Genomic DNA, 25,529 nt, shown 5'->3' with positions numbered 1-25,529 from the left:
AATAGTAAGGCGTGTTCATCTGCGCTGTGAAATTGCCGGTCGCAACCAGATTTCCATAAGCGGCATACAGATCGACATCATTTGCCCAGTTCCACATGTCCATTGTATGCCCGCCAGGCGGACGCAGGTTGGCTTCCAAGGCAACAAGGCTGCCGTCAGGTAACCGGAAAAACTCAAAATGGAAGAACCGCTCGCGGACATTGAAAGCCTCAACGAGCTTGGTTCCGATTTCGCGCAGATCATCCGGCATATTGCGGTCCACATAGTAGAACATATCCGCATTCTTTTCGACGATTTCCAGCACAGCTTTTTCGTAAACCAGGGTGGCATCAAAAAGGATATTCCCTGCGGCATCGGTCAGACCGTCATACGTGACGATCTTTCCGTCGATAAATTCCTCAAGAATATAGGACTCATACGGATTCTTCACATGGAAAAAGTGCCCTAGTTCCTCTTCTGAACGGATCTTGTGCGTATCCGCCGCACCTACGCCGGAATCAGGCTTGATGCAGACCGGGAAGCCGTATTCGTGGCATAACCCGAGCGCATCGTGATAATCGCCAATGACACGCCCGCGCGCTACCCGAATGCCGACTTCTCTGAATTTTTCTTTCATGGCGGACTTCAGTTTTACGAAGGCCATATCCTCATTCTTGAAGCCGAACACGTTGAAATCAGTGCGCAGACGCGCATCCTGTGCCAACCAATATTCGTTGTGCGATTCGATGCGGTCCATCTTGCCGTGCTTGTAAGTCAAGTAAGCCACCGCGCGCAGCATTTCGTCATAATTTTCCATATCATTGACGCGATAATACTCGGTCAGGCTCTCGCGCAAGTCAGCATCCAGCAACTCAAACGGCTCACTGGCGACACCGAAGACATTCACGCCTGCTCGCTTCAGACCGACTGCGAAATTCTTGAAATTACTAGGAAAATGTGGAGAGATAAATACGTAGTTCATGGAATTCCCTTCTTTCATCCGGACATTAGATTATAATGAGAATGTACCATTATGGCGGCATATTTACAAGCGTTTTTCAGACAGAAAGGGAAAATATTGATACAATCGAGGAGATATTCTGATCAGCTATAGACCGCAAAAAACCAACACCTCGAATGGCATGAACCGCACACTGAACTGGATTGCACCAAAAAGCCCCTGCCCTCACGCATTAGTTGCGCGAGGGCAGGGGCTTTCTTTACTTGCAGTCCCTTTGAGGTACTGCAAGACACTCTTTATTTATTTTTTGATCAACTCAAGCGGAGAAGGGATGTACGCATCTACTTCCTTGCCGGCAAAGAAATCAAAGGCTGCTTGTAAAGCCAATCTGCCCATTTCTTCAGGTTGTTGTGCGACTGTCGCACTCATTTTTCCTTCTTCAACGGCATTCATGCCATCTTCCGTTCCGTCAAAGCCGACCACTTGGATTTTCCCGGTCAAACCGGCAGCTTCGATCGCTTCGATGGCACCCAATGCCATTTCATCATTTTGAGCAAATACCGCTTGGATATCCGCATGCGCCTGCAGCATGTTTTCCATAACAGTCAGCCCTTCAGCGCGGTCGAAGTTGGCTGTTTGGCTGTCCAACAGATTCAACGACTCCTCAGCGATTTTCGCGAAGCCTTCTCCTCTTTCACGGGTTGCAGAAGCACCGGGAACGCCTTCCAATTGGACTGTGTTGGCTCCTTCTCCTGATAATTCGACAATGTATTGCGCAGCCAGCTCTCCTCCGGCTGCGTTATCTGATGCAACCAGAGTAACCACTTCTCCGCCATCGCTGGAACGATCGATTGTGATGACAGGGATGCCAGCGCTGTTTGCGGCTTCCACAGCAGGAGCAATCGCAGCCGAATCAACCGGATTGATCAGCAATACATCGACTCCCTGTTGGATAAGGTCATCCACATCATTCGTCTGTTTTGCCGTATCATCCTGGGCATCGACACTGATGATTTTCGTGCCATTTTCTTCTGCTAGTCCAGTGATACCGGCTTCCAGTGAAACAAAGAACGGATTATTCAAAGTTGAAATAGAGGCTCCCACAACCAATTCGGAAGCTTCCTTCTCTTCGACAGCAACACTTTCTGCATTGTCGCCTTCCAATGTAGCTCCTCCGCATCCAGCCAACAGTAACAAAGAAGCAGCAGTCAATCCCAATAATTTTTTCATTTTTATTCCTCCTATTTTTTGTTCTTACGATCCAATAAAACAGCGATGATGATGACAACACCTTTAACGACTTGCTGATAGAAACTCGATACACCCAATAGGTTCAAACCGTTGTTCAGCGTACCGATGATCAATGCTCCGATCAATGTCCCCACTAACCTTCCACGTCCTCCGGATAGACTGGTTCCTCCAAGAACAACGGATGCGATCGCGTCCATTTCATAGGCATTACCCGCAGTCGGTTGAGCAGAGTTCAAACGAGAAGTGATGATGATACCAGCGACTGCAGCCATCAGTCCGGAAATGGAATAGATGGCGATTTTGATGCGGTCACTCTTGATGCCGGCAATGAACGCAGCCTTCTCATTCCCACCAAGTGCGAACGTCTTTCTGCCGAATGTCATTTTATGCAAAAGCACATACAACACTCCGAAGAAGAGAAGCATCACAACAACCGGAAAAGGAATGCCGAAAAGATAGCCTCGGCCCATATATTTGAATATGAAACTGTTCCCGATACCGGTGATAGGATTCCCATCCGTGTACACCAAAGTAAGTCCGCGATAGATCGTCATCGTTGCAAGCGTCGCAATGAATGGCGCCATTTTACCTTTTGTGATCATTACACCATTGCAGGCTCCCAAAAAGGCACCAAGTACCAAGCCCATTCCCATCGCAAGGACAGGATCCAGACCGGAAGCGATCATGCCCGCCATCAAAGCACTGCTGAGCGCGAGCGTTGAACCTACAGAAAGGTCAATCCCACCCGTGATGATGACAAAGGTCATACCGAAAGCGATAAGTGCATTTGTGGAAACTTGTCTCAAAAGGTTCAGGAGATTGGTGGGTGACATGAAGCTCGGGTTCATGATGGTGACAAATATGACAAGCACAACTAATGCGAGTAAAGGTCCCAATTTATTCAGCTTTTTTTTTGCTGGGCCCTTTTCTTTGTTACTTTTTAAGGCTTGTATTCCTAGATTCATTTACATTACCCCCGTTGCTAATTTCATGATTTTCTCTTCTGTCGCCTCTCCACGCTGCAACTCACCGGATATTTTTCCTTCATGGACAACCACAATGCGATCACTTACACCAAGCACCTCAGGCAAATCACTCGAAACCATAACGATGGCAACGCCTCTGTCCGCCAGTTCATTCATCAATTGATAGATTTCACGTTTGGCGCCTACATCCACACCGCGCGTCGGTTCGTCCAAAATCAAGACTTTGGAGCCGATGCCGATCCATTTGGCCAAAACGACCTTCTGTTGGTTCCCTCCGGATAGTCCGGAAACAATATCATCACAGCCTTCAGCTTTGACCTTCAAGCGTTCCATCAGCAGTTCAACAAAATCCTTCTCGGCTTGTGTGTCGATCAGGCCATTCTTACGGAAACCGTCTATTGAAGGAAGGCTGATGTTTTCACTGATGGAATAATCGAGAATCAAACCTTCTTCTTTCCGGTTCTCCGTCAAGAATCCGATGCCTTGACGAATGGCATCATTTGGACTGGAAATGGTTATTTTCTTATCTTCAAGATACATCTCACCACTGTCGAGCGGATCGATTCCAAAGATGCTCCGCATGATTTCAGTCCGTCCTGCTCCCATGAGTCCCGAAAAACCAACGATTTCCCCTGCTTTCACTTGGAAGGACACATCCTGGAATTTCCGTTCCGATGAAAGTTTCTTTGCTTCGAAGACGATAGGTCCGATTTTGGAGGTCTTCGCCGGATAATAATCAGCGAGGTCCCTGCCGACCATTTTACGCACCACTTCATCGTTGCTAGTGTCAGCTGTCCGCTTCGTGTCAACGGATACACCGTCACGCATGACCGTGATGCGGTCACTGATTTTGAAGATTTCTTCCATTCTGTGGGAAATGTAGATGATGGCCACATTCTTTTGCTTCAGGTTCTGGATAATCCTGAACAATACCTCGATTTCCCTTTCCGTCAAGGCTGCTGTAGGTTCATCCATAATGATCACTTCACCATCGGAAAGTAAGGACTTCGCGATTTCGATCATCTGTTGCTGCCCTACCGACAAATTCTTCACTTCTTCATCCAGATTCAAGGATACACCCAGCTCACGGAACGTCTCAATGGCAAGCGCCCTCATTTTCTTGTTGTCGATCCATCCGATAGCGTTTTGGATTTCATTTCCCAAAAACAAATTTTCGACTACCGTCATTTCAGGCCACGTGTTCATTTCTTGATGAATAAAGCTCAACCCGAATTTCTCCGCTTCCTTAGGGCTATCAAATTGCTTTTGGGTGCCATCAATCAAGATCTCGCCTGCATCCGGCTTATGAAGGCCAGTCAAAATATTCATCAGTGTCGATTTGCCGGCCCCGTTTTCCCCCATTAAGGCATGCACTTCACCCGCTTTGATGGTGAAGTCAACGCCCCTCAATACGTAGTTGGTACCAAAGCTTTTCGTGATTCCTTTCATCACAACTTCCATTTGTTTCCCTCCTAAAATAGGACTCCTGATTGCAGTATGATATTGGAATAAGGTGTCGCTTCCCCTGTGCGGATAATGGCTTTAGCATCACCCGTCATTTCCTTAAAGGTCTCATGAGTGACGAAGGCAACCTCAACGCCCGCCAACCGCTCCATAGTCCGCTCGAATTGGTCCGGATTCTGCTCCTTTATCTCCTCAGCCAAAAATACTTTTTCCACTTCCATCTCTTCCATCAGCAACTCCAGAATCGTCTGAAAGGCAGGCTCGTGCAAACGTATGGATAAATCAATCTTTTTGACGCCTTCCGGTATCGGAAGACCTGCATCACCGATCACAACTTTATCTGTATGTCCCAAATCTGCCAAAACTTTTGCGATATCACTATTCAAGATTCCATGTTTTTTCATAATGTTCATTCTCCTTCAGTTCAGCTAGTGTCGGCATGCCGCCTTGCGCTCCAAATTTCTGTACGGATAATGCCGCTGCCAGATTCCCGAGCTGCAGGCTGGCTTCGATATCCAATCCTGTTGCGATGCCTACCGCAAAGGCACCATTGAACGTGTCCCCCGCTCCGGTAGTGTCCACTGGTCCGACAACATATGCCGGAACGTTCCGTTCAACCGAGCCATCATGATAGCAGACGCCTTTGGAGCCAAGTGTGACGATGAGTTTCCCAGGATATTTCTTGATCCCTTCCGAAAGGGATAATTCAGGGAACATGATTTTGTATTCGCTCTCATTTGGTGTCATGAAAGTAACTTTCTCCAATAAAGCCTCATCCACTGTTCTTGCGGGTGCAGGATTGTAGAGCACTTTTACACCTTTCTCAAAGCACAGTCCGATAACGGCTTCGACAATCTCTTGCGGCACCTCATTCTGGATGACCATCAGCTCGACTTTCTCAAGTTCTGTTTCCAGATTTTGCAGCCTTGCGCTCTCGAATGCGTTGTTCGCACCCGGGATATAAATGATCGCGTTATCGCCATCGACAATCGTGATGTGGGCTGACCCTGAAGGTAAATGTGTAACCCGTTCCACATTGCTTGTATCAATCCCGTTGCTTTTCAGGTTTTCGATCAGTTCCGTACCGAACAGATCATTTCCTACAGTCCCTACCATCGAAACGTGTCCGCCCAAGCGCGCACTGGCAACTGCTTGGTTAGCGCCTTTTCCTCCGAATGTAGTCGTGAAGTCCTTCCCTGTGATGGTTTCCCCCGTTTCCGGGCGTCTGTCGGCTGTGACGACAAAATCTGTTGAAATACTTCCTAGCACCATAATATTACCCATTTTCCATCTTCTCCCTCATTGATTCTCTTATTATTAAAGTTACAGGCAATTGTATCCTTTTTTTCGGAATAATTTTATTTTCGATGTGTCTGCACAGAAGATCTGCTGCTTGATAGCCTATCTCATAAGCTGGCTGGGCTATCGTCGACAGTCCGGGAAATGCCAAAGCCGCAAATGGCATATCGTCGTAACCGATGATCTGCAATTCTTCAGGGATACGGATCCCCCTTTTCACCGTTTCCTTCATGACCGCCAATGCATACACGTCATTGGACGCGATCACGCTGTCCGCATGAGGAAATTGATCCAAAAAATGCTGCGCAGTCTTTTCTGCCGAATCGAATTGGAACGTATCTGTTTGATACAGCTGATAAGGAATATTCCTTTCATTCAGCACCTTCAGATTACCTGCCAGACGCTCATGCGAGCTGGGAACATCCTTCGGCCCGACCATGATCACAACATGCTTCGCTTGCCGATCACAGATGGCTTGCGCTGCCAATTCTCCACCGTGGAAATTGTCGGTGTAAACAGCAAATTCAATATCTTCGTTGACACGGTCCAACAGAACAAATGGCATGCCGTGGAATTCTTTTGTGCTCCCATGTACTGCGGACAAGACGCCAGCCACATTGTTCTGCGCAAAAATCTTCAGGTACTCTTTTTCCTTTTCGACATCCCCTTGCACATTCCCAAGGATGAGGCTGTAGCCACTCTCGTTGATTTTATCTTCCACACCTTTAGCAACCAATGGGAAGAATGGGTTTGCGATATCCGGCAGCAGCAATCCAATCAGCTTGGATTTTTTCTGATAGAGGGACCGCGCAACTTCATTCGGCGAAAAATCTAATAGCTTGATTGCTCTTTCGACCTTTTCGCGTGAAGCCTTCCCCACATATCCGCTGTCGTTCATGAACCTTGACACTGTTGCGACGGATACACCTGCCAATTCTGCAACTTCCTTGATAGTCGCCATTCTCCTTCACCTCCGCTGGTTGTAAATGTGTAACCGATTACACAAATAATATAACACGCCTCGAAATCGTTTGCAACCCCTGTGTGCGAAAAAATTATGACAAAATGCAAATACCGAACACCGCTATAATGATACTAGCCATGGCGCCTAGAATAAAATGACTTGTTTAAATACAACTTACTTCTTAAACATTTGCATATATACGTAAATACGTATATACTACAATCATTGAAAGGGGTGTTCTGAATGGAAACCATCAAACGATCTACAAGAAAATCAGGTCATAGCATCATTACCACTCTGCCACCAGATGTCCTCACCAAACTAAACATTCAAGTAGGAGACAAAGTTGAATTTATACTAAATAACGATCGTGTAGAAATCCGGAAGGCAGCTGAAGAAAATAGGTCGCAGGCCGTCTCTACAGATTTCTTAGCCATGGTGCAGGAATCTATGGCTGAATATGATGAAGCATTAAGAAATTTGGTTGAACGATGACTCGCTATCTAACAGAGAAAGAAATTTTCTTAATTAATTCCATACAAATCAAAAAGTACAGTCCTAAAGAACAAACGGGGATTAAAGAACCTACTGCATTAAATATGTGCGTGGAGCAACCAAAACAACATGTGTTTGGACAGGAACTCTACCCTACTATAGAAGATAAAGCAGCCATATTGTTTGAGCAGCTAATTAACAAACATTGTTTTTATAATGCTAACAAAAGGACTGCACTGATTTCACTGACTACATTTCTTAAATTAAATGGTATGAAGCTTACCGCCAATAATAAATCAGCTGAAGATTTCACGGTTTCTATCGCTGCTAATAGAGGAACTCAATCTATTCCCCATAACCAGATTGTCGCATGGATCAGAGCAAATAGTGTGTCAATAGAATAACTTTTCCGTGAATGTCCTATCATAATGCCTCGCTGGCGTAATGATAGGACATTCTATTTTTGAAAAATCCGAACTATCCATCAGCATTCAAGCGAACAGCCAATCCAAATTCAGCAATTCCGGGAAACTGAGCATCAGCCGGTTGACCTCATCCAAGTTCAGTTCTCCCAACTCCAGTTCACCTGCCCTAATCGCATCCAATCGTTGCATCGCGACCCCGCTCACGAAAGCCAGTTCATCGGCGGGTTTGTTGACGAGAAAAATCAATTCAAACAGCGCCCGCTCGATCCGATCCAAATAAGTGTCATAAAAAACCTCACCGATTCCGGTCGGTTTTGCCGATCCGTGCGCTATCCTACCGCAAGTCGTAAGCATATGCTCGATCGTTTCATCCATATCAGCATAAAAAATATGGATCCTTTTCTCATCCATCGAAAACGCCAAATGGTCGACATCGCTGAAGTTCGCAGAGAGCTGTTCAAAGGCCGCGACAATCCCCGGCATATGACAAGTAGCCGCCCACGAGGCAAGCACATCCTCGATGAACATCCGTTTGGAGAGGAAATTCAGTTCCAGTGGGACGCCATTTTTTCGGAATTCCTGCGCTGCCCGATTGATGATTTCGTTGCGGAAATCGATCATACTTATGATCATATCCGGGTACTCCCACATCTCGGTACCGCCAGCTGCCGCCTCTTCGTCCTCCTCACCGGGGTCCCAGGCTTTTTCCTCTACCTGTTTCTCAATTTCCTGCCAATTATCGGGCATGCCGTAAATCATGACGAACTGTCTTCCTTGGCGGTCCACCGCCTCAACAGTCATCATTTCGTGAAAATAATGATACGCGAAATTGTCCATTATGGCATATTCGATCCCATCAATCACCCTTGTGCCGTAGGTGTTGGCCATGCTTGTGTAGAATTCTGCAGATTCATTTTCGATAACATAAGACTGTTCATCCATCAGATTCAGATACCTCAGCTCCTGAAAATGCAGTTCAAGGAACGGAAAGCCTTCATCCTGAGCAGCCAATTCACTCAGTCTCTCCTCAGGCGTTTCATAATCGCGCAGTTCATCCAATAAGGCTGGCCAATCCATTCCGAAAGCAATTTCTGCTGCATACTCATGACTCTCAAAAATATTGTCCTCATACATCCAAAATGGCCTCCCTTTAAACTTTCATCCCATTCAGCCGTGCAATAATGATTCAGAACTGCGCGCCCACAGTGCATCCCAGAGTTCGTCCGTTTCCTCTTCGGTCAATAGCGCCTTTTGGTAATCTTCCCAGAAAATGACATTCCGGTCCCAATCCTTGATTTCCGTGAAGGCCCTTGTTTCCTTGCAATTCGGGCAATGCATGTGCTTGATGTGCCCCAATTTGCGCTGTTCCGCTCTTTTCCGGTAAAGCACCATCTGCGCTCCGCATTCCTGGCAGATGAACTTACTTTGGACCATTATCTGATTTTTTTGTCTAGTCATTTTCAACACTCCATTCCTCTGAATAACAACTCCGAAGGGACAGTGCTCAAAAAACAAATGGGTATCCGAAACGGTTGCAACCTTTCGATGCCCTTATCATACACCTACATATATAGTGCAATCCACTATGTGAATATTTTTATATAATTGACTTTCATGCCCCTTGCGAAGACAGCCGTTATGAAGTCTTGACCGGAAGACAAAGTAAAAAAGCGCAGCAGGTTCAAATAGTAGAATAGCCCTCCTGCATTCGATTATTTCGTCTTGCGTTGGAGGAAAATTGTCGAATGTCTTCTGACATTCGACAATTTCGCCGTGCGCTGAGGATAGATTGTCGAATAGCCTCCAACTATTCGACAATCTCATCCTACTATACAGTTTTTTTCAGGTGCAGAACCGGCGGGTGCAGCGATTTACTCCGTATAAGCCCCGCAACCCTGCATCTCGATCAAAAGGCAAAAAGCCAATCTCCAAAAGAGACCAGCTTTTTGCCTTTTTTAAATGAATTTCAGCACAAAATACAGAACAAAGATGCCCGTCAATCCGTACATCATTTTTGAAACAGCTTGCCGATCACCTGAGAACACTTTGATGAAAGTGTACAGAATAAATCCCCAGCCGATGCCGTCCGCGATGTTGAACGTCAACACCATCATCAGCACCATCAATATAGCCGGGAAATATTCAGTGAAATCATCAAAATTGATGCCTTTCAGATTGTTGGCAGCCAACAAGGATCCCACAATGATGAGTAAAGCTGAGATGACCGCTAGCGGAATAAGGGCAATGAAGGGAATCAACGCAATGGTGAACAGAAAATAGACGCCCACCATGAAGGATGTCAATCCGCTTCTTCCTCCCACAGCGATGCCCGTTGCGCCTTCCGCACTCGTGCAGGTGGAGCTGCATCCCAATAAACCAGCAACCATCACTGACAAGGCATTCGATTCAAGCGTTCGTTTCAACACTTTGGGTTGTTCGGATGTCAAAAAACTGACCTGCGTTCCTAAATTTTGGAAAACGACCAAAATCAAGAGCGAAAATACGGCAACCCAATAATCCATCGACAGAACGCCCGAAAAATCAAGTTGAAAGATGAACGGCTCCAAGGAACCCAGATCGATAAAGGAATAGGAAAATGAACTGATGTCCGTTACCCCTAAAACAATGGAAACGAGAACACCGAAAATAATCGTTAATAAAAAATTGCCTTTTACATTTCTGACAAACAGAATCAGTCCGACCAACAGGGTAGCCAACAGCGTCAACGGGACCGGTTGAAAAATATTATTCAGGGCCACGATCGTACCCTCTGAGGATACGATGACTCCGCCGTTCTTCAAACCGAGGAATATCAAGAAGAAACCGACTCCCGCGCTCATCCCTTTAATCAAGGTCACCGGGATGGAGCGAAGGAGTTGATCGACCACGTTGAAATGCGTCAACAGGAAGAAGAGCAAACCGACAATGAAGATAATCGATAAGCTTTCTTGCCAAGTAAACGCAAAAGCACCAACCAAGATGTAGGTGAAGAAGGCATTGTCACTCATTCCTGGAGCAAGTATCAAAGGGGAATTGGCATACAAACCCATCAGAATGTTACTGATGGCCGTTGTCAGTATCGTCGCAATCACAACAGAATTATAGTCCATGCCGGCTTGAGACAAAATCAGCGCATTGACGGCAACAATATACACAATAGAGAAAAAGGAAGTCGCACTCGCCAACATTTCGGTTCGTAAGGAACTGCCTTTCTCTTTCACACGAAACAGTTCTTGCAATAGCTCCATCATCTCACGCTCGCGTCATAATGGACACCCAGCGCTTTTGGTCCCCTGGTTTTTCTTCCTGTGAAGATAAGCGCCAATAAGGTCACGATGTATGGCAACATATAGAAGAATTCAGTCGGGATGGCACTCGCAAAATCCAAGATTTGGATCTGGTCCTTGATCGATTGTGCGAATCCAAAAAGTAACGCTCCCATCATGACGCCGTATGGGTTCCAGCGTCCCAGAATGACTGCCGCAATCGCGATAAAACCTTGCCCGGCGATTGTATTGAACGAAAAGTTACCGTTTGTCGTCAACACAATGGTCGCTCCTCCCAAGGAAGAAATCGAACCACTGAGCATCACAGCCCAGAATTTAATTTTCATGACGTTGATCCCGGCAGTGTCGATGGATCCAGGATTTTCGCCGACCCCTCTCAGACGCAAGCCTGCAGGTGTGCGGAAGAAGTAAAATCCGATGGCAAAGACCATAATGAAGGCCAAATAGGTTGTAGGATAGGAACGGAACAAGGCCTCCCCAATGAATGGGATGTCGGATAATACCGGTATGTTCACTTTTGCGAACATATTCCGTAAGCGTGGTGTATCTGCCGCGCCATCAAACAACAATTTCACCAAGAAAAAGGTGAAGTTCGCTGCCAACAGGTTGATGACCACCCCACTGATGACATGATCAGCCTTGTATTTCAGTGTCGCCAACGCATGCATCGCTGAGAACAAAGAAGTGAACACAAAGGCCGATAATAAACCTATCCATGGACTGAACCCGCCCATTCCCATCGATTCGGCGAAGTTGGCGCCGATAGCGGAGAAGAAAGCCCCAGAAATCATGAATCCTTCCACCCCTAAGTTGGTGACGCCGGCCCGCTCGCTGAGCATCCCACCGAGCGCACCGAACAACAGTGCTGTAGCAAAAATCAAACTCCCGCTTATAATATTGGCTACCATCTATTTCGCCTCCTCTTTACGCAATTGTTTCTTTGGCAATACTGCTTTGACGATCCCGGGTGCTGCCACAAAGAAAATAATCAGCGATATCACAATACCGATGATTTCGCTCGGCACGCCTGCACCGAACTGCATCCCTTGCGAACCGTAATTCAAAGCCCCGATCAGGATCCCGGACAAGGTAGTTCCCAACGCGGAATTCCCGCCAAGCAACGCAATGGCCACACCATCGAAGCCTATACCGCTTGTGGAGGAACTGATTGCGACATATCCATAAACACCCAGCGTATCCAAAGTACCGATCAAGCCCCCCAAAGCCCCGGAAAGGAACATCGTGCGGGTCATGATGCGGTTCACGCGGATGCCGGCATAGGAAGCTGCATTCGGATTCAAGCCTACGACTTTGGTTTCGTACCCCCAGCGGGTCTTCTCAAAGAAGTAGTAAAAAGCAAAGATAATGAACGGGACCAGAAAGAATCCCCAATGGATACGTGCGCCATTGAATACTTCATTCAGGGAAGGGAACGTGATGCCAGCCGATTCTTTGATCATGGCAGAACGTGCCGTTCCTTCCTGAGCCGCGAAATTCTTGATCAAAATATGGCTGAAATACAAAGCGATATAGTTCAGCATGATCGAGCTGATGACCTCATTGATCCCAAATTTGGTCTTGAGGCCCGCAACCAAAACGCCCCATAATCCACCCGCAACGACACCGACAAAGATTGCCACAATGCCGTGCAAGATAGGCGGCATCTCGATGAGCGTACCGACCAAAAGGGAACTGACGGCACCCATAATGATCTGGCCGTCCACCCCGATGTTGAATACACCCGCTTTATTGGCCACCGCAACAGCTAGGCCACTCAAAAGCAGCGGAATGATGGCACGAATCGTTTCCCCGATATCATAAACCGAGCCGAATACTTTTGTAACCAACGACTGATAGGCAACCAGCGGATTGTACCCACCGATGACCATCACGATTGCTCCGATAACGAGTGCAATCAGTATGGCGATGATTGGAACCATTACATTACTGTTTTTTGTCTTTTTTTTCACTTTTTCCATGGTATCATTCCTCACCCGATCCTTTACCAGCCATCATCAGACCCAGCTCTCTGTCGTTAGTTGTCTCTGGTTTTGTTTCCCCCACGATTTTACCGTCGAAGATGATTGCTATCCGGTCTGACAAGGTCAAAATTTCCTCCAATTCGAAAGAAACCAATAAGATAGCGACTCCTTTGTCACGCAAACGCACGATTTGGCGATGGATAAAATCGATGGCGCCTATGTCCAGACCTCTTGTCGGCTGCACGATGATCAGGAGTTTCGGGTCGCGGCTGATTTCCCTCGATAGGATGACTTTTTGTTGATTACCGCCGGACATGCCCCGCACAACCGTATATTCATTTTCAGCGCGGATATCATAGTTTTGCATCGCTTCCCGCGCTTCTTCATACATCCGCACTTTGTCCAGTTTGATTCCTTGGTTATGCTTTTCCTTGTAATATTCGATCAAAATCAGGTTTTCGGCTATATCGTTATCCAAAACAAGGCCATGTTTATGCCTGTCGGCCGGCACATAGCTCACACCGGATTCATAGATTTCACGCGTGGATTTCTCTTTGATGGAGACGCCATTGATAAGGACATCCCCCTCATCGAATGCGCGCATCTTAACGATTGCTTCCACCAATTCACTCTGCCCATTCCCATCCACCCCGGCAATCCCTAAAATTTCGCCGGCCGCTACGGTCAGATTAACGTCGTCCAAAATCCGCTTCTTGCTGGCACTGAACGAAGTAAGGTTCGTGATTTCCAACACGGTCGCTTGCGGGTTGTATGCCGCTTTCTCGATTTCACGGGAAAGATTCTTTCCGACCATCAACTCGGCAAGCTGTTCTTCATTCGTTTCAGCCACATCCACGCTGGCGATGAATTTCCCTTTGCGGATGACGGTGCATTTGTCGGCTACTTTCATGATCTCATTCAGTTTGTGGGTGATCAGAATGATGGACTTGCCTTCCGCCACTAATTTTTTCATGATCTGGAGCAGTTCCCCAATTTCATCCGGGGTCAACACCGCCGTCGGTTCATCAAAAATCAACAGATTGGCACCGCGATAAAGGCATTTTAAGATTTCAACTTTTTGTTGCATACCAACGGGCAAATCCTCGATTTTACTGGTCGGATTCACCTTCAACCCGTACTTCGTGGAGATATCGCTGACTTCCTTCACTGCTGCCTTCATGTTAATCCGGATTCCGTCCTTTGGTTCCATCCCTAAAATGATGTTTTCGGTCACGGTAAAATTTTCGATCAGTTTAAAATGTTGATGGACCATCCCGATGCCGAGGTGAATGGCATGATTCGGGTTCTCAATCTTCGTTTCATTTTCATAAACCGATATGGCACCGCCATCTGGTTGATACATCCCGAACACCACATTCATCAAAGTGGATTTTCCAGCCCCATTTTCACCAAGCAGAGCGTGGATTTCTCCACGTCCTACTGTCAGCGAAATATCATCATTAGCGACAAAATCGCCAAATTTCTTTGTGATGTGCTTTAATTCCAATACTTTCTCGACCTTCGTTTGATTCATCATAGTATTCTCCTTACGGCTGTTCAGGCACTGTGATTTCTCCTGAAATGATTTTTTCCTTATAGCTTTCCACTACATCCAGTACTTCTTTTGGCACATTGATATCGGAAGTATCAGCCAAACCAACACCATTTTCAGCCAATCCTAGACGCACCACTTGTCCACCCGGGAATTCCCCGTCGGCAGCTTGTTTGGATATTTCATAGACTGCATTGTCAACGTTCTTGATCATGGATGTCAATGTAACATCATTCCCGAATTCCAAGGACTGATCTTTATCGACGCCAATAACCCAAACTTTTTCGCCAGCTTTGAAACGTTCTTGTGCCTCATTGAAAATACCATTCCCAGTTCCGCCTGCAGCATGGAAGATTACGTCCACACCATCGTTGTACATGGTGGAGGCAGCGGATTTCCCGATATCCACACGGTTGAATACCCCCGCATAGTTAACAACGATTTGCGCATCCGGATTGATTTCACGGACTCCGGCTTCAAAACCGGCTTGGAAGCGTTGGATAACAGGGATTTCCATTCCACCGATAAATCCGATCTTATCGGTTTCAGACATGCTTGCTGCCACAATTCCCGCCAGGAATGCCCCTTCATTCTCCTTGAATGAAATCGATACGATATTGTCGATCCCTTCGATATCGGCATCGACAATTCCCAATTTGGCATCGGGATTGTTTTTGGCTATGTTTGTAACGGCATCCGCCAACGTTGCTGCCGTTGCCCAGGTCAAGTCCGTGCCGCTGTTGACGAATTGCAGCAAGCTCGGTTCCACTTCCGCATCGGATTGTGGTTCAAGATATTTCACATCGTAGCCGAAGTCTGCTTGCAACTTTTGCAATCCTTCCCAAGCGCTTTGGTTAAAGGACTTGTCATTCACACTGCCCAAATCCGTCACCATCCCGACTTTAAACTCTTTTCCGGCAGTTGTGCCGCTCTCACTGCTGTCGCTTGAGCCACCGTTTCCGCAGGCCGCTAATAGGGTTGTTGCCAATAAAGAAAGACCAATCGTTTTAACTGTAAATTTTTTCATCTGAATCACTCCTATGATTTGTTTTTTATTTTAGCTCCGCCAAAAAACTTTTCCCGTGTTCTGCTTGTGGTACATCGAAATTATCCGCGATGGTTGCGGAAATATCCGCAAAATGCTGGGCTATGGTCAATTCACCTGCTTGAACCAATTGTTTTGAATAGACAAGCAACGGTACATATTCACGCGTGTGATCCGTTCCCGGTGCTGTCGGATCGTTTCCATGATCTGCCGTAATGATCAACAAGTCATCTTCGACCATTTGATCAAGTATTTCCGGCATTCGGGCATCAAATGCCATTAAAGCTTCCCCATATCCTTCAACATCCCGGCGATGCCCATAAAGCGCATCGAAGTCGACCAAGTTTGTAAATGAAAGCCCTTCAAACGGTTCGCCCATCACCTTCAGCAACTGATCCACGCCGTCCATATTGCTCTTTGTCCGGATGGCCTTGGTGATGCCTTGTCCATTGAAGATGTCGTTGATTTTCCCGACGGCGATGACGTCCTTCCCGTTGTCTTTCAGCTGATCCAACACGGTCTTACCGAAGGGGTTCAGTGCGTAATCATGCCGGTTCGCCGTCCGTTGGAAGGAACCGGGTTCGCCGATGTATGGCCGTGCGATGATCCGGCCGATCATATAGGGATCATCTTTTGTGATCTGGCGCGTATATTCGCAGATATCATACAGTTCGTCCAACGGGATGATACCCTCATGTGCTGCAATCTGAAGGACAGGGTCAGCGGATGTGTAAACGATCAATGCTCCCGTCTCCATTTGTTCCGGCCCCAGCTCATCCAGGATGGCTGTTCCCGAAGCGGGTTTGTTGCCGATGATTTTTCTGCCTGAGTAGGACGATATTTTTTCCAACAGTTCCTCGGGGAAGCCATCCGGGAATACCCTGAAGGGCGTATCGATCTGCAGGCCCGCAATTTCCCAATGGCCTGTCATCGTGTCTTTTCCTGCGCTCTTTTCAGCCAACTTTGTCCAATAGGCTTTGCTTGGGTTCACCTTTTCTATCCCTTTTATGTCGGCGATATTGCCTAACCCTAAGCTTTCGAGATGGGGCAGCCGCAATGCCATATTCTCGGCAATGTGGCCTATGGTGTGTGCCCCGCTATCTTGGAAAACTGCCGCATCGGGAGCCTCCCCAATCCCAACAGAGTCCAAAACGACCAAATGTATTCGTTTACTTTTCACGATACCCTTCCTTTCTGTTTCATGTTACAATTTTGAATGAGGTGAAATTATGAGTAAAAGTATTCAACTATTTGATGGCATGACCGACGAACAAGTACAAACCATCCTTTCGAAGCTCCCATCGAGGAAGTACAAGAAAAACCACATGCTTATCTTCGAGGATGATCCCATCGAAAAAATTTACATCATCAAGAGCGGCATGCTGAAAGTTTATCGCATGCATGAGGGGAAAGAGCTCATACTCGGTTTCGTAAAAAAACACGAAGTGCTTGGAGAAATCGAACTTTTTTCGGATGGCAATGCCCTATCTTCTGTGGAAGTGATTGAAGATGGAGAAATTTACTATTTATCCCAAGCAGATTTCACTACCTTGATCTATGAAAATAAAGCCCTTCTGAAAAATATCTTCCGTATTTATAACCAACGCTTTAAAGCATTGAACAGACAAATACAGAATCTCACATTCCATAGCGTCCACACCCGCGTCTGTCGTACCCTGCTTAACTTTATCGAAAACAGTGAGGCTTCCACTGATCTGATCATCCAGCATACAAACCAAAGCACGATCGCCAGCATCATCGGCGCGACCCGGGAATCCGTCTCAAAGACATTCAAAGATCTGCAGGACGAAAAAATCATCGCTTTGGAATCAAAAAAGATCCGCATCCTGAACCTTTCAAAGTTGGAAGCTTACGCAAACATCTAAGTCCCTGATGTCGTGCCTTCATGTTAACAAAGAAAACGCTTTCCAAGAATGAACCCTTTAACAAAATAAGTGTGAACATCCTCACACTTACGCTGAGAGCGATTTCATAACGCTTCATCCTCCTTTGCTCTATCATTGGTACTAACCACTAAAGAGGAGGAAATCATTATGAGTCTTCACATTGATGCAGAAAAAGGGCAAATCGCGGAAATCGTTCTATTACCGGGGGATCCGCTTCGTGCGAAGTATATCGCGGAAACATTCTTGGAGGATGCGGTGTGCTATAACACCGTCAGGAATATGCTGGGCTATACGGGCACTTACAAGGGCAAAAAAATATCGGTGCAAGGTACGGGAATGGGGATGCCCTCCGCAACCTTGTACATCCATGAATTGATCAATGATTTTGGCGCCAAAAACTTGATCCGTATCGGTACATGCGGTGCTATCCAAGAAGATGTGCATATCCGCGACGTCATCATCGCACAAGCGGCGGCAACGGACTCTTCCATGATCTACAAAGATTTCGCGCCAGCCTATTTCCCGCCGATCGGAAATTATGACTTGATCAATAAAGCCTACACGCTCGGGAAAGAACAAGGAATGAACATCCATGTCGGAAATGTCTACTCATCTGACAGCTTTTACAGTGATTCCAATATCACAGACAATATGAGCAAATATGGCGTACTCGGGGTCGAAATGGAAACAGCGGGGCTTTATTACTTGGCTTCTAAATTCCATGTCAAAGCACTCAGCATCCTGACAGTCAGCGATCACTTGATCACCGGCGAATTGACCTCCAGCGAAGAACGTCAAACAACATTCAACGATATGATTATAGTTGCGCTGGAAGCAGCTATTCAGGAGTAATACTAAGACTTAAAAAAGCGCTTGTTCCACAGAAAAAAGCTGATTGCGGTTATGCAATCAGCTTTTTTGGTGATTTCGTCTTGTATTGGGGGACCATTCTCTACTGCATCAACTTCCCGCCACTCAGATTCAGGCTTGAGCCGGTTATGAACGTGGACTCTTCGGATGCTAAAAACAGAGCGGCAGCAGCCACATCCTGCGCAGTCCCTAGCCTTGCCAACGGAATGTTCCCCAGCGATTTCTGACGGTATTCATCCGACCATTGATCGGTCATTTTCGATTCAATCGGACCGCATTGGATCGCGTTCACGCGGATGCCATCACCCGCAAATTCCATCGCGAAATGCCTGGTCAAATAAGTCACGGCAGCCTTTGAAGCCCCGTAACTTGGAGACGCGTTCGGATGCGGCGTGACGCCATTAGCGGAGGTGATATTGATGATATTGCCATCTTTTCTTTCCTTCATTCCAGCCAGCACAAGTTTCGACAGGTAAAAGACGCCGTTGAGATTCACATCAATGACGCTTCTCCATTCATCGTTGCTTGTATCCAAAGTTCCGGTTCGTTTCATGATCCCGGCATTATTTATCAACACATCGATTCTTCCATATGTGTCCACTACTTTTCCAACGATTTCCTGGCAAGCTTGTTCATCCGAAATGTCCCCCTGGAAATAGCGGCACTCCCCGCCCAAACTGATGATCTCTTTTTGCGTCTCTTCCAAAGCTGCCGGATCCCTGCCGATGATTGCCAGAGAAGCCCCTGCCTTTGCAAACGCCAACGCTATTTCCTTACCGATGCCTTGGCCACCGCCAGTGATCAGAACCATTTTATCTTTGAATGAATCGCTGTTCATCTTTTCCACACTCCTTACACATTTATCCGCTGCACCTCATCCACCAAAACCAATGAGCCATCCCCGTTCCTCGCAAACTGCTTCATGAACTCCCACGCCAATTCAATCTGCCTCAGATCGACAGCATGCGGCATCCTTTTCGCATAAATCAATTCGTAGAGAGGCTTGCCCGGGAAATCTTCGCTGTGCCATTTATGATGCAAAAAGCGTTGGTCCAGACCCTCATACATATTTTCATCCGCGATCAATCCAGATTCATATGGGCTCTCAGCCTCAAATTCTTGGTCGGCAATGCCGTTATAGTCCATCCAGTAATCGAACGTTTTTCTCCATGGCCCGTCCGGATCCGTCAAGGACCACTCCAAATCCAACAGGCCGATATTTTGGATGACTGGCATCCGGTAATCAAATGCCTGCTTTTTGGAATCCGCCAGTCTTTTCACTGCGGATTCCTTACCTTCCGGCTCCAACGTAAGATTGCGGATATTCGATTTGGGATTCAATTTCATGATGAGTGGTGCCATCCCGGACAGCGTTGATAAATAGCCCAGATGCGGGGCATTGCATGGTGCTGCTGCGGCAAATTTTTCCGGATACGCGGCAGCCAATGCATTCGTCATCATGCTTCCCATCGAGAAACCGGAAAGATAGATTCTGGTTGGATCGATGGCATATTTCCCTTCCAGATACTTCATCAACGCAAAAATGAAGGCCAAGTCGCTTGGCAAACGGTCATCGTCCCAAACATTCCATCTTTTTTCTATCGAAGGCTGGGGATAAACCACAATGAAATTGTCCCTGTCGGCGATATCATGCCATCCGCTCTGCTCGGCACCGTAAAGCGGCACACAGCCGATTCCATGGAAATAGATGACCAACGGAACTTTTTCATGGCTGCCCCTCAGTTGCGGGGGAACATATTCATACCAGGTGTGCGTTGAGTCATCCGTCAAACCAGGCAGCGCTGCGTCCACATGCTGCTCGAAACCTCGCTCCGAGAAGTTTGTCCGTCTCTGATAGGTGCCAAAAGTATCGTTTCGCCAACGTCTTGTTTCGGAAAAAAGATATTCCCAAGCGAACCAGACTTCCTCCTGATCGGTCTCCTTTCTGGAAACCACATGTCTGATGCATTCGTTGTTGCTGTTTGAATAGGCGAGCCGTCCGCCCTCTATGCTATTCATCCCGCAAATGCCGTTACTTTTTCTCAAATACGCTTCAGCCAAATTATTTTCGCTATTGATGTAAGCCACTTGTGGAGCATACAGAGCACCGGAAGGAATCCGATAATCGGATGGAACATCCGAGATCATGATTCCGGCAGCATCGACAGGCGACAGGGATGCCAAGGTGAATATCATGGCAGAAGCGGATTCCGAGGTTGCGAGATAGAAAATCATCCCATTGAACCCGGCTACGCCTGCTTTACCTAAAGCCAGACTCACAAAGCAACGCTTCAGGAAATCCATATCATTTTCAAGATTTTCCTTCTCTGCGTAGTTCCACCCCAGCTCAGTCGGATTCGGGAACAGCAAAATCAAATGTTTTTCCTCAGCCAATTTATCGAGGCCGTAAGAGGCCATCACCCTTGCTGCAGATTCCTCATCCGCCTCATCCCTCAATATCATCAACACCTGCGTCTGCTTAGGGTCGAAACAGCCTGATGCGGGGGCATACACATACATCGTCCGATTTCCCCCGGCAGCAACCTCTATGTTGTTTTCAGGGGTATTCTGAGCTGCGACATTCCCTTCCACCTTTTCCAGGAACAATTTCCCGCCCAACGGTGAGACTAGCGTAACTTCATTCATAGTATCTATCATCGGACTCACCCTTCCCAATTTTATTTAACACCTTTTTGCTCCCCTTAGGCCGACAAAATTGTTTCAAAAATTCCCATGTAAAGCGTGCTTCTTCTGCGATTGCACCGTGTGGCATGTTCTTCATCACTGTGATACAGACGCGAGCACTCTGATCTTCCCGGCAATACACTTCTGTTTGAAACCGATCGCCCTCTTTATATCCTTTATCCAGTGTAAAGTAATTGTCCTTTGTGTATGCTTTGGATGATTCCTCTTCACAGTGGTTCACTCGCAACATTAATTCAAGTGCTGGATTTTCCCGCGCATCTGCAGCCGGGTCATTATCCCCATAGAAAAAAGCGCAAGGCATTTCCCATCCGGACTTTTCAAACTCTTTCATCATCTGAGCTACTTCTGGCGCCATTTCTTTTGGCGGTTTGGAGTCATTCTTTAACTGCATACTACGTGAATCAAACCACGGACCATTGCTTGGCGAGATGCCGGCAAATAGATGCGGTCGGCAATATGCCATTTCACGAGTCATTATTGCTCCGTTAGAAAAACCTGTCAAATACACACGAGTCTCATCGATTCGATATTCTTCAATCATCTGTGCAATTACTTTCTCGAACACTTCATTATCTCGAAGCACAAACCAAATATTTCCCGGTGAATCAAGAGACACCAGTACAAATTCCTGAGTCTCATCCGCTAATATGTCCCATCCGTTTTTTGTTGTGAACATCCAAGCCGGTTCCCCTCTTCCATGGAGCGTAAACACCAGCGGAAGCCCCTTAACTTGATCGACAGTCTTCTTCTCGGGCAGATGAATAAAATAATCATAACTGCGCTCCCCTGCAACTGCTGTTTTTCGGATAAAACGAGGATCTGCATAAAACTCTTTCTTGCTGTCTATCTGAGCAAGAGTCCCATCCGGGCTGTTCTTCCAGCGAATTACATGGTTGAAGCATTCTTCAAAAATCATCTGGCTCAGCCTGGCATCCTCCGAGGAATAGTCACCCACGAAAAGACGAACCTGTTCTGCCGGGTTATCATTGGATCTGCTGTTGCCAAAGTAGTCTACTGCTTTTTGCGCTACTTCTTCGTTTTCTTCAAACAACCAAAGATGTACAGGGATTTCACTGTTCTTCACAGCGTAGTCTTCACTCACCGTTTTTACCATCCAATGACTAGACGGTGCCTCTGCTTTAGAATAGTCATTGGGTACACCGTTAACCAATGACACTCCTGCAAACAGATTCGGATGACTGATTAGTACATTGCCCGCAAACGTTGCACCCTCTTCATAACCTACCAGATACAGGATCGTCTCCCAACACCATAGTGTTCCCGTGCGTCCCCAGATAGCTTCTCCACTGCGGGTATGGAAGCTGTTTTTGGTCTCATTATAGATGTCCATCAAGAGGGATACCGGTTCTGCATTCCACCCGTTCAATGCCACAGGAACCACAAGTATTGCTTCCTGTTCTTCTGCAATTGTTTGCCAACCAGACGTCACTGCAAACTGCTCAGCAGATTCTATTGAAGTGGATGCTTCAGCTGGTGCGCAAAGATAGATGGTTTTACACGGATCACAGCCTGCTTTACCGGAAATATAATAGTAAAATGCTTTTGTGGAAATAATATCAATCATCATATTCACCCTTCCCAGTCGTATTGAAAGTTAACGTATAAAAGGCTGTCTCGAATGAGACAGCCCCTTTAACAAAATGTTCCTTGCGTCAGATTATCCGTTTACAGGGAACATAATCATCGCGCCTACACATAGGGCAAGAATACGGATCAGGTACATCGGTACGGAGAACATCCAGAATTCCGGAAGCTTGTATTTACCCATACCCAGGATCATGGCAGGCATACCATCTACCGGCATGTAGCCGCCATTCCATCCGGATACGACAACGGCAGCTGCGGCTGCGACAGGATTCAGTCCCAAGCTCATGCTGGTTGCGATAGCGATCGGCGCAAAGATATAGACAGAACCCATATTTGATCCAGTAAAAGTAGCACTGGTACTGGTCAAAAGCGCGAAGATAAGGATAAGGATGAATGGATTGATGTTGTTGCCCAATGTTTTCGCCACAACATCCCCGATCATAACGGTGAATCCAGAGTTAGCCAGCGCATCAGCTACACCGATAACACCAGCCATCATAATGATTACAGGGGCACCCATATTGTCACGGACTTCCTTGAAGTCAAGCACATCGATGATAAGCAAGATTGCTCCAGCAATACCAGGAATGACAAAGGCAGCATTGCCCAATACGCTCATAAGCATCATACCGATGACACTGATGATAAAGGCAGCGATGGTGATGAATTCTTTCCATGCAGGCATGACTGGCGCTTTGGTTTCCTGAACCTCCACTCCATCTTCAGCAGCTTGCATGATCGGATGATCCGGCAGCAGACGGTAAGCAACCAAGCTCCATGCCAAGAAACCAAGAGCCAGGATGAAATTCACGATAGCAAATCTCGGCATAGAAAGCCCGCCGGTATAACCTGCACTCTCAAGTACGCTGACAGTTACCCCATAGAAGAGCGCGACGTTGAAAGGAATCAAAGGGTGGTTCGTTGCAAAGCCCAAAGGCATCATCAGCTTGGATGTAGGCATTTTTTTGTTGTAAGGGATAGTGGATACCAAAGATAGAATAAGTACATAATAACCAGTTGAACCGGCACCCGCAAGGCTGGCACCAAGCATAACAACCACCAATAGAAGGGCATAACTCTTGTAACCGCCCTTGTTTACGAGAGCGACCATAGCGGACTGAACATTGTTGATAAGGCTGGTCTTCATAAGTCCTGCCATTACGACCATAAAGCCAGCGACCATAACGACGCTTGGGTTGATGAAGCCTGCGAAAGCTTCCTGAACAGTGGACAGACCGGTAACTACCAACAGCAGACAGGCCATAAGCGGTGGTGCACCGAAAGCAAATTTGTCGGACATGATCATTACGATCATAAGAATTAAGATACCAAGGGCGAGAATCATTTGTAGTGTCATTTTTACATCTCCTCTTTCTTTCATGACTAAGTTGATTGGATATTTTGTTGACTTGGCTTTATCTCGACGCGGTCATCCGATGACCGCGTCGGATCAGCCCTTACTATTTTTCTACGCCTGCTCCTGAAGTCGGATTGTACAATCCTTCCGTTTCTCTCTTTTCTCCGAACAGATCTTCCACTGTGAAACGAACATATTTTACGCAAATCCTGTTCTTGTATGCGTACACAAGGTGCAGGATGCCTTTGCTGTCTTGGTAAAGGGTTGGATATTCGTATTGCGCATTATTGGTTTTGTTTTCGATCCCGATGAATCCTTCTGCACACTCGAAGACTCTTCCGATTGGCCACGTTTTGCCGAAGTCTTCTGAAACAGAAACGGCAACTGGGTTACGCAGGCCTGGCCAAGCTACTTTTCCGAATTCAGCATGGTTGGCTGCGTTCACGTTGTAAGCCAAAGCCACTTCACCCGTTTGCAACTTAATAGCGCTGACACTTGCGTTGTTGTTCGGCAATACATTCGCTTCCGGAACTGTCCAGCTGTCGCCAAAATCATGGGATTCACTCGTATACACATGATCAGCGAAACGGCTGCGCATGAAGGCTACCAGATGGCCTGCTTCGAATTCAATCACATTGGCATGCACGCGGCCGTTGCTGTCCGGCATGCGTACCGCTTTCCAAGTTTGGCCTTGATCATCCGATACTTGGAATTCAGTCGGGTCATTGGTCAAGCCTTCCGGGGAGTCTTCGCATAACCAAGTGGCGAAAATCCAACGCCCGTTGCTCAAGATTTGGATAGCTTGTCTTGAGAAAGTTCCCTCGCTTGCGAACAGCACTTCCGGTTCTCCCCAAGATTGACCTTCGTCACTTGATTTTTGAACCATGATGATGGAAGTGAATTGCATATTGTCTTTGCCTTCTTGACGGCTTACTTGAGAAGTGTAGATCAACCAAATTTGGCCATCCGGTGCTCTGAAGAAAGCAGGATTTTGTTCACTGCGGTCAAGCCCTTTAGACACAATCTCAGGCACTGACCAGACTTGCGTTTCCGGGTCCAATTTTGAAACAGCGATAGAAATGTCGCCGCTGCCTTCAAAACTGCCGGCGAACCAAGCACATAATAGGCCGCCATCTTCGGTTTCGATCAAAGCCGGAGCATGCGCTGTATTTTTTCCTCCAGTGGGAATCAAAGCAAAGTCCACATTCAAAAATTCATCGCGATACACCACACCATTTGGTTCCGATTGTCTAACACTTGGTAATTTCACTGCCACTATAATTCCTCCTATAATTGAATTCTTCTGGTCTATATTCTGAATCCCGTTTTGCTAACGTTTACATTCCTTCGAGTCACAAGCGGCATGGTTACAAGGCCCATGCCGACTTGTT

The 25,529-nt window shown here is 46.8% G+C and carries 24 protein-coding genes; 4 read left to right on the top strand and 20 right to left on the bottom strand.

Annotated elements, in window-relative coordinates:
• The 7 genes from WBV27_RS07520 to WBV27_RS07490 form a co-directional block, all read right to left on the bottom strand.
• On the bottom strand, positions 1 to 961 hold a 961-nt coding region (locus WBV27_RS07520; RefSeq protein WP_424200828.1), incomplete at its 3' end, for an ATP-grasp domain-containing protein.
• Positions 962 to 1,240: 279 nt separating this feature from the next.
• Entirely contained in the window at positions 1,241 to 2,170 is a 930-nt protein-coding gene (locus WBV27_RS07515; RefSeq protein WP_424200826.1) for a substrate-binding domain-containing protein, read from the bottom strand.
• Between the two features lie 11 nt (positions 2,171 to 2,181).
• On the bottom strand, positions 2,182 to 3,156 hold the full coding sequence (locus tag WBV27_RS07510) for an ABC transporter permease (protein WP_424200824.1): 975 nt from the start codon (positions 3,154 to 3,156) through the stop codon (positions 2,182 to 2,184).
• Positions 3,157 to 4,638 (bottom strand): sugar ABC transporter ATP-binding protein, encoded by a 1,482-nt coding sequence (locus WBV27_RS07505; protein ID WP_424200822.1) that lies wholly within the window; start codon positions 4,636 to 4,638, stop codon positions 3,157 to 3,159.
• Between the two features lie 11 nt (positions 4,639 to 4,649).
• The gene (gene rbsD, locus WBV27_RS07500; protein ID WP_086629881.1) at positions 4,650 to 5,045 is read right to left on the bottom strand and encodes a D-ribose pyranase; all 396 of its coding nucleotides are present in this window, start codon (positions 5,043 to 5,045) and stop codon (positions 4,650 to 4,652) included.
• Entirely contained in the window at positions 5,020 to 5,925 is a 906-nt protein-coding gene (gene rbsK, locus WBV27_RS07495) for a ribokinase (protein WP_424200820.1), read from the bottom strand. Before rbsK ends, rbsD begins: the two co-directional genes overlap by 26 nt.
• On the bottom strand, positions 5,918 to 6,901 hold the full coding sequence (locus WBV27_RS07490) for a LacI family DNA-binding transcriptional regulator (RefSeq protein ID WP_424200818.1): 984 nt from the start codon (positions 6,899 to 6,901) through the stop codon (positions 5,918 to 5,920). The genes rbsK and WBV27_RS07490 overlap by 8 nt, the downstream gene beginning before the upstream one ends.
• A 246-nt stretch (positions 6,902 to 7,147) precedes the next feature.
• Between WBV27_RS07490 and WBV27_RS07485 the strand changes: the two genes are divergently transcribed.
• Positions 7,148 to 7,399, top strand: coding sequence for an AbrB/MazE/SpoVT family DNA-binding domain-containing protein (locus WBV27_RS07485; RefSeq protein WP_424200816.1), 252 nt, complete (start codon positions 7,148 to 7,150; stop codon positions 7,397 to 7,399).
• Positions 7,396 to 7,803, top strand: coding sequence for a type II toxin-antitoxin system death-on-curing family toxin (locus WBV27_RS07480; RefSeq protein WP_424200814.1), 408 nt, complete (start codon positions 7,396 to 7,398; stop codon positions 7,801 to 7,803). Before WBV27_RS07485 ends, WBV27_RS07480 begins: the two co-directional genes overlap by 4 nt.
• An 87-nt stretch (positions 7,804 to 7,890) precedes the next feature.
• Here the strand turns inward: WBV27_RS07480 and WBV27_RS07475 are convergent, their stop codons facing one another.
• From WBV27_RS07475 to deoB, 8 genes are all read right to left on the bottom strand, one after another.
• Positions 7,891 to 8,958 (bottom strand): hypothetical protein, encoded by a 1,068-nt coding sequence (locus tag WBV27_RS07475; RefSeq protein ID WP_424200812.1) that lies wholly within the window; start codon positions 8,956 to 8,958, stop codon positions 7,891 to 7,893.
• 33 nt (positions 8,959 to 8,991) lie between these two features.
• On the bottom strand, positions 8,992 to 9,282 hold the full coding sequence (locus WBV27_RS07470) for a hypothetical protein (RefSeq protein WP_424200810.1): 291 nt from the start codon (positions 9,280 to 9,282) through the stop codon (positions 8,992 to 8,994).
• Positions 9,283 to 9,779: 497 nt separating this feature from the next.
• Entirely contained in the window at positions 9,780 to 11,072 is a 1,293-nt protein-coding gene (locus WBV27_RS07465; protein WP_424200808.1) for an NCS2 family permease, read from the bottom strand.
• Positions 11,072 to 12,019 carry an ABC transporter permease gene (locus WBV27_RS07460; protein WP_424200806.1) on the bottom strand — a complete coding sequence of 316 codons (948 nt, stop codon included), beginning with the start codon at positions 12,017 to 12,019 and terminating at the stop codon, positions 11,072 to 11,074. The genes WBV27_RS07465 and WBV27_RS07460 overlap by 1 nt, the downstream gene beginning before the upstream one ends.
• A complete protein-coding gene (locus WBV27_RS07455; RefSeq protein ID WP_424200804.1) occupies positions 12,020 to 13,090 on the bottom strand; it encodes an ABC transporter permease in 1,071 nt (356 codons plus the stop codon). It lies immediately after the preceding gene.
• Between the two features lie 4 nt (positions 13,091 to 13,094).
• Positions 13,095 to 14,627: an ABC transporter ATP-binding protein gene (locus WBV27_RS07450; RefSeq protein ID WP_424200802.1), complete on the bottom strand. Its 1,533-nt coding sequence runs from the start codon at positions 14,625 to 14,627 to the stop codon at positions 13,095 to 13,097.
• Positions 14,628 to 14,640: 13 nt separating this feature from the next.
• Positions 14,641 to 15,672 carry a BMP family lipoprotein gene (locus WBV27_RS07445; protein ID WP_424200800.1) on the bottom strand — a complete coding sequence of 344 codons (1,032 nt, stop codon included), beginning with the start codon at positions 15,670 to 15,672 and terminating at the stop codon, positions 14,641 to 14,643.
• A 25-nt stretch (positions 15,673 to 15,697) separates the two neighbouring features.
• Positions 15,698 to 16,870 carry a phosphopentomutase gene (gene deoB / locus WBV27_RS07440; RefSeq protein ID WP_424200798.1) on the bottom strand — a complete coding sequence of 391 codons (1,173 nt, stop codon included), beginning with the start codon at positions 16,868 to 16,870 and terminating at the stop codon, positions 15,698 to 15,700.
• A 49-nt stretch (positions 16,871 to 16,919) separates the two neighbouring features.
• Between deoB and WBV27_RS07435 the strand changes: the two genes are divergently transcribed.
• Positions 16,920 to 17,576 (top strand): Crp/Fnr family transcriptional regulator, encoded by a 657-nt coding sequence (locus tag WBV27_RS07435; RefSeq protein ID WP_424200796.1) that lies wholly within the window; start codon positions 16,920 to 16,922, stop codon positions 17,574 to 17,576.
• A 168-nt stretch (positions 17,577 to 17,744) separates the two neighbouring features.
• Entirely contained in the window at positions 17,745 to 18,449 is a 705-nt protein-coding gene (gene deoD / locus WBV27_RS07430; protein WP_086629871.1) for a purine-nucleoside phosphorylase, read from the top strand.
• Positions 18,450 to 18,549: 100 nt separating this feature from the next.
• Here the strand turns inward: deoD and WBV27_RS07425 are convergent, their stop codons facing one another.
• The 5 genes from WBV27_RS07425 to WBV27_RS07405 all read right to left on the bottom strand — a co-directional run bounded on the left by WBV27_RS07425 (position 18,550) and on the right by WBV27_RS07405 (position 25,414).
• A complete protein-coding gene (locus WBV27_RS07425) occupies positions 18,550 to 19,305 on the bottom strand; it encodes an SDR family NAD(P)-dependent oxidoreductase (protein WP_424200793.1) in 756 nt (251 codons plus the stop codon).
• A 14-nt stretch (positions 19,306 to 19,319) separates the two neighbouring features.
• Positions 19,320 to 21,125 carry a PHB depolymerase family esterase gene (locus WBV27_RS07420; protein WP_424200791.1) on the bottom strand — a complete coding sequence of 602 codons (1,806 nt, stop codon included), beginning with the start codon at positions 21,123 to 21,125 and terminating at the stop codon, positions 19,320 to 19,322.
• A complete protein-coding gene (locus WBV27_RS07415; protein ID WP_424200789.1) occupies positions 21,106 to 22,761 on the bottom strand; it encodes an alpha/beta hydrolase family esterase in 1,656 nt (551 codons plus the stop codon). Before WBV27_RS07415 ends, WBV27_RS07420 begins: the two co-directional genes overlap by 20 nt.
• Positions 22,762 to 22,851: 90 nt before the next feature.
• On the bottom strand, positions 22,852 to 24,138 hold the full coding sequence (locus tag WBV27_RS07410) for an SLC13 family permease (protein ID WP_424200787.1): 1,287 nt from the start codon (positions 24,136 to 24,138) through the stop codon (positions 22,852 to 22,854).
• 103 nt (positions 24,139 to 24,241) lie between these two features.
• Positions 24,242 to 25,414, bottom strand: a complete 1,173-nt coding sequence (locus WBV27_RS07405; protein WP_424200785.1) for a sialidase family protein — start codon at positions 25,412 to 25,414, stop codon at positions 24,242 to 24,244.
• Between the last annotated feature and the right edge of the window lie 115 nt (positions 25,415 to 25,529).

It is taken from the genome of Trichococcus sp. (assembly GCF_049589555.1).
GTDB lineage: Bacteria > Bacillota > Bacilli > Lactobacillales > Aerococcaceae > Trichococcus.
The sequence above is the reverse complement of the archived record's forward strand: the minus strand, read 5'-3'. Positions and strand labels throughout refer to the sequence as shown.

Excerpts from the sequence above, each read along its gene's own strand:
- WBV27_RS07445 (WP_424200800.1), bottom strand. The coding sequence starts at position 15,672 with ATGAAAAAATTTACAGTTAAAACGATTGGTCTTTCTTTATTGGCAACA.
- WBV27_RS07460 (WP_424200806.1), bottom strand. The coding sequence starts at position 12,019 with ATGGTAGCCAATATTATAAGCGGGAGTTTGATTTTTGCTACAGCACTG.
- WBV27_RS07465 (WP_424200808.1), bottom strand. The coding sequence starts at position 11,072 with ATGGAGCTATTGCAAGAACTGTTTCGTGTGAAAGAGAAAGGCAGTTCC.
- rbsK (WP_424200820.1), bottom strand. The coding sequence starts at position 5,925 with ATGGGTAATATTATGGTGCTAGGAAGTATTTCAACAGATTTTGTCGTC.
- WBV27_RS07475 (WP_424200812.1), bottom strand. The coding sequence starts at position 8,958 with ATGTATGAGGACAATATTTTTGAGAGTCATGAGTATGCAGCAGAAATT.
- WBV27_RS07410 (WP_424200787.1), bottom strand. The coding sequence starts at position 24,138 with ATGACACTACAAATGATTCTCGCCCTTGGTATCTTAATTCTTATGATC.
- WBV27_RS07415 (WP_424200789.1), bottom strand. The coding sequence starts at position 22,761 with ATGATGATTGATATTATTTCCACAAAAGCATTTTACTATTATATTTCC.
- WBV27_RS07510 (WP_424200824.1), bottom strand. The coding sequence starts at position 3,156 with ATGAATCTAGGAATACAAGCCTTAAAAAGTAACAAAGAAAAGGGCCCA.
- WBV27_RS07470 (WP_424200810.1), bottom strand. The coding sequence starts at position 9,282 with ATGACTAGACAAAAAAATCAGATAATGGTCCAAAGTAAGTTCATCTGC.
- WBV27_RS07480 (WP_424200814.1), top strand. The coding sequence starts at position 7,396 with ATGACTCGCTATCTAACAGAGAAAGAAATTTTCTTAATTAATTCCATA.
- rbsD (WP_086629881.1), bottom strand. The coding sequence starts at position 5,045 with ATGAAAAAACATGGAATCTTGAATAGTGATATCGCAAAAGTTTTGGCA.
- WBV27_RS07515 (WP_424200826.1), bottom strand. The coding sequence starts at position 2,170 with ATGAAAAAATTATTGGGATTGACTGCTGCTTCTTTGTTACTGTTGGCT.
- WBV27_RS07490 (WP_424200818.1), bottom strand. The coding sequence starts at position 6,901 with ATGGCGACTATCAAGGAAGTTGCAGAATTGGCAGGTGTATCCGTCGCA.
- WBV27_RS07505 (WP_424200822.1), bottom strand. The coding sequence starts at position 4,638 with ATGGAAGTTGTGATGAAAGGAATCACGAAAAGCTTTGGTACCAACTAC.
- WBV27_RS07450 (WP_424200802.1), bottom strand. The coding sequence starts at position 14,627 with ATGAATCAAACGAAGGTCGAGAAAGTATTGGAATTAAAGCACATCACA.
- WBV27_RS07435 (WP_424200796.1), top strand. The coding sequence starts at position 16,920 with ATGAGTAAAAGTATTCAACTATTTGATGGCATGACCGACGAACAAGTA.
- WBV27_RS07425 (WP_424200793.1), bottom strand. The coding sequence starts at position 19,305 with ATGAACAGCGATTCATTCAAAGATAAAATGGTTCTGATCACTGGCGGT.
- WBV27_RS07420 (WP_424200791.1), bottom strand. The coding sequence starts at position 21,125 with ATGATAGATACTATGAATGAAGTTACGCTAGTCTCACCGTTGGGCGGG.
- WBV27_RS07455 (WP_424200804.1), bottom strand. The coding sequence starts at position 13,090 with ATGGAAAAAGTGAAAAAAAAGACAAAAAACAGTAATGTAATGGTTCCA.
- WBV27_RS07485 (WP_424200816.1), top strand. The coding sequence starts at position 7,148 with ATGGAAACCATCAAACGATCTACAAGAAAATCAGGTCATAGCATCATT.
- deoD (WP_086629871.1), top strand. The coding sequence starts at position 17,745 with ATGAGTCTTCACATTGATGCAGAAAAAGGGCAAATCGCGGAAATCGTT.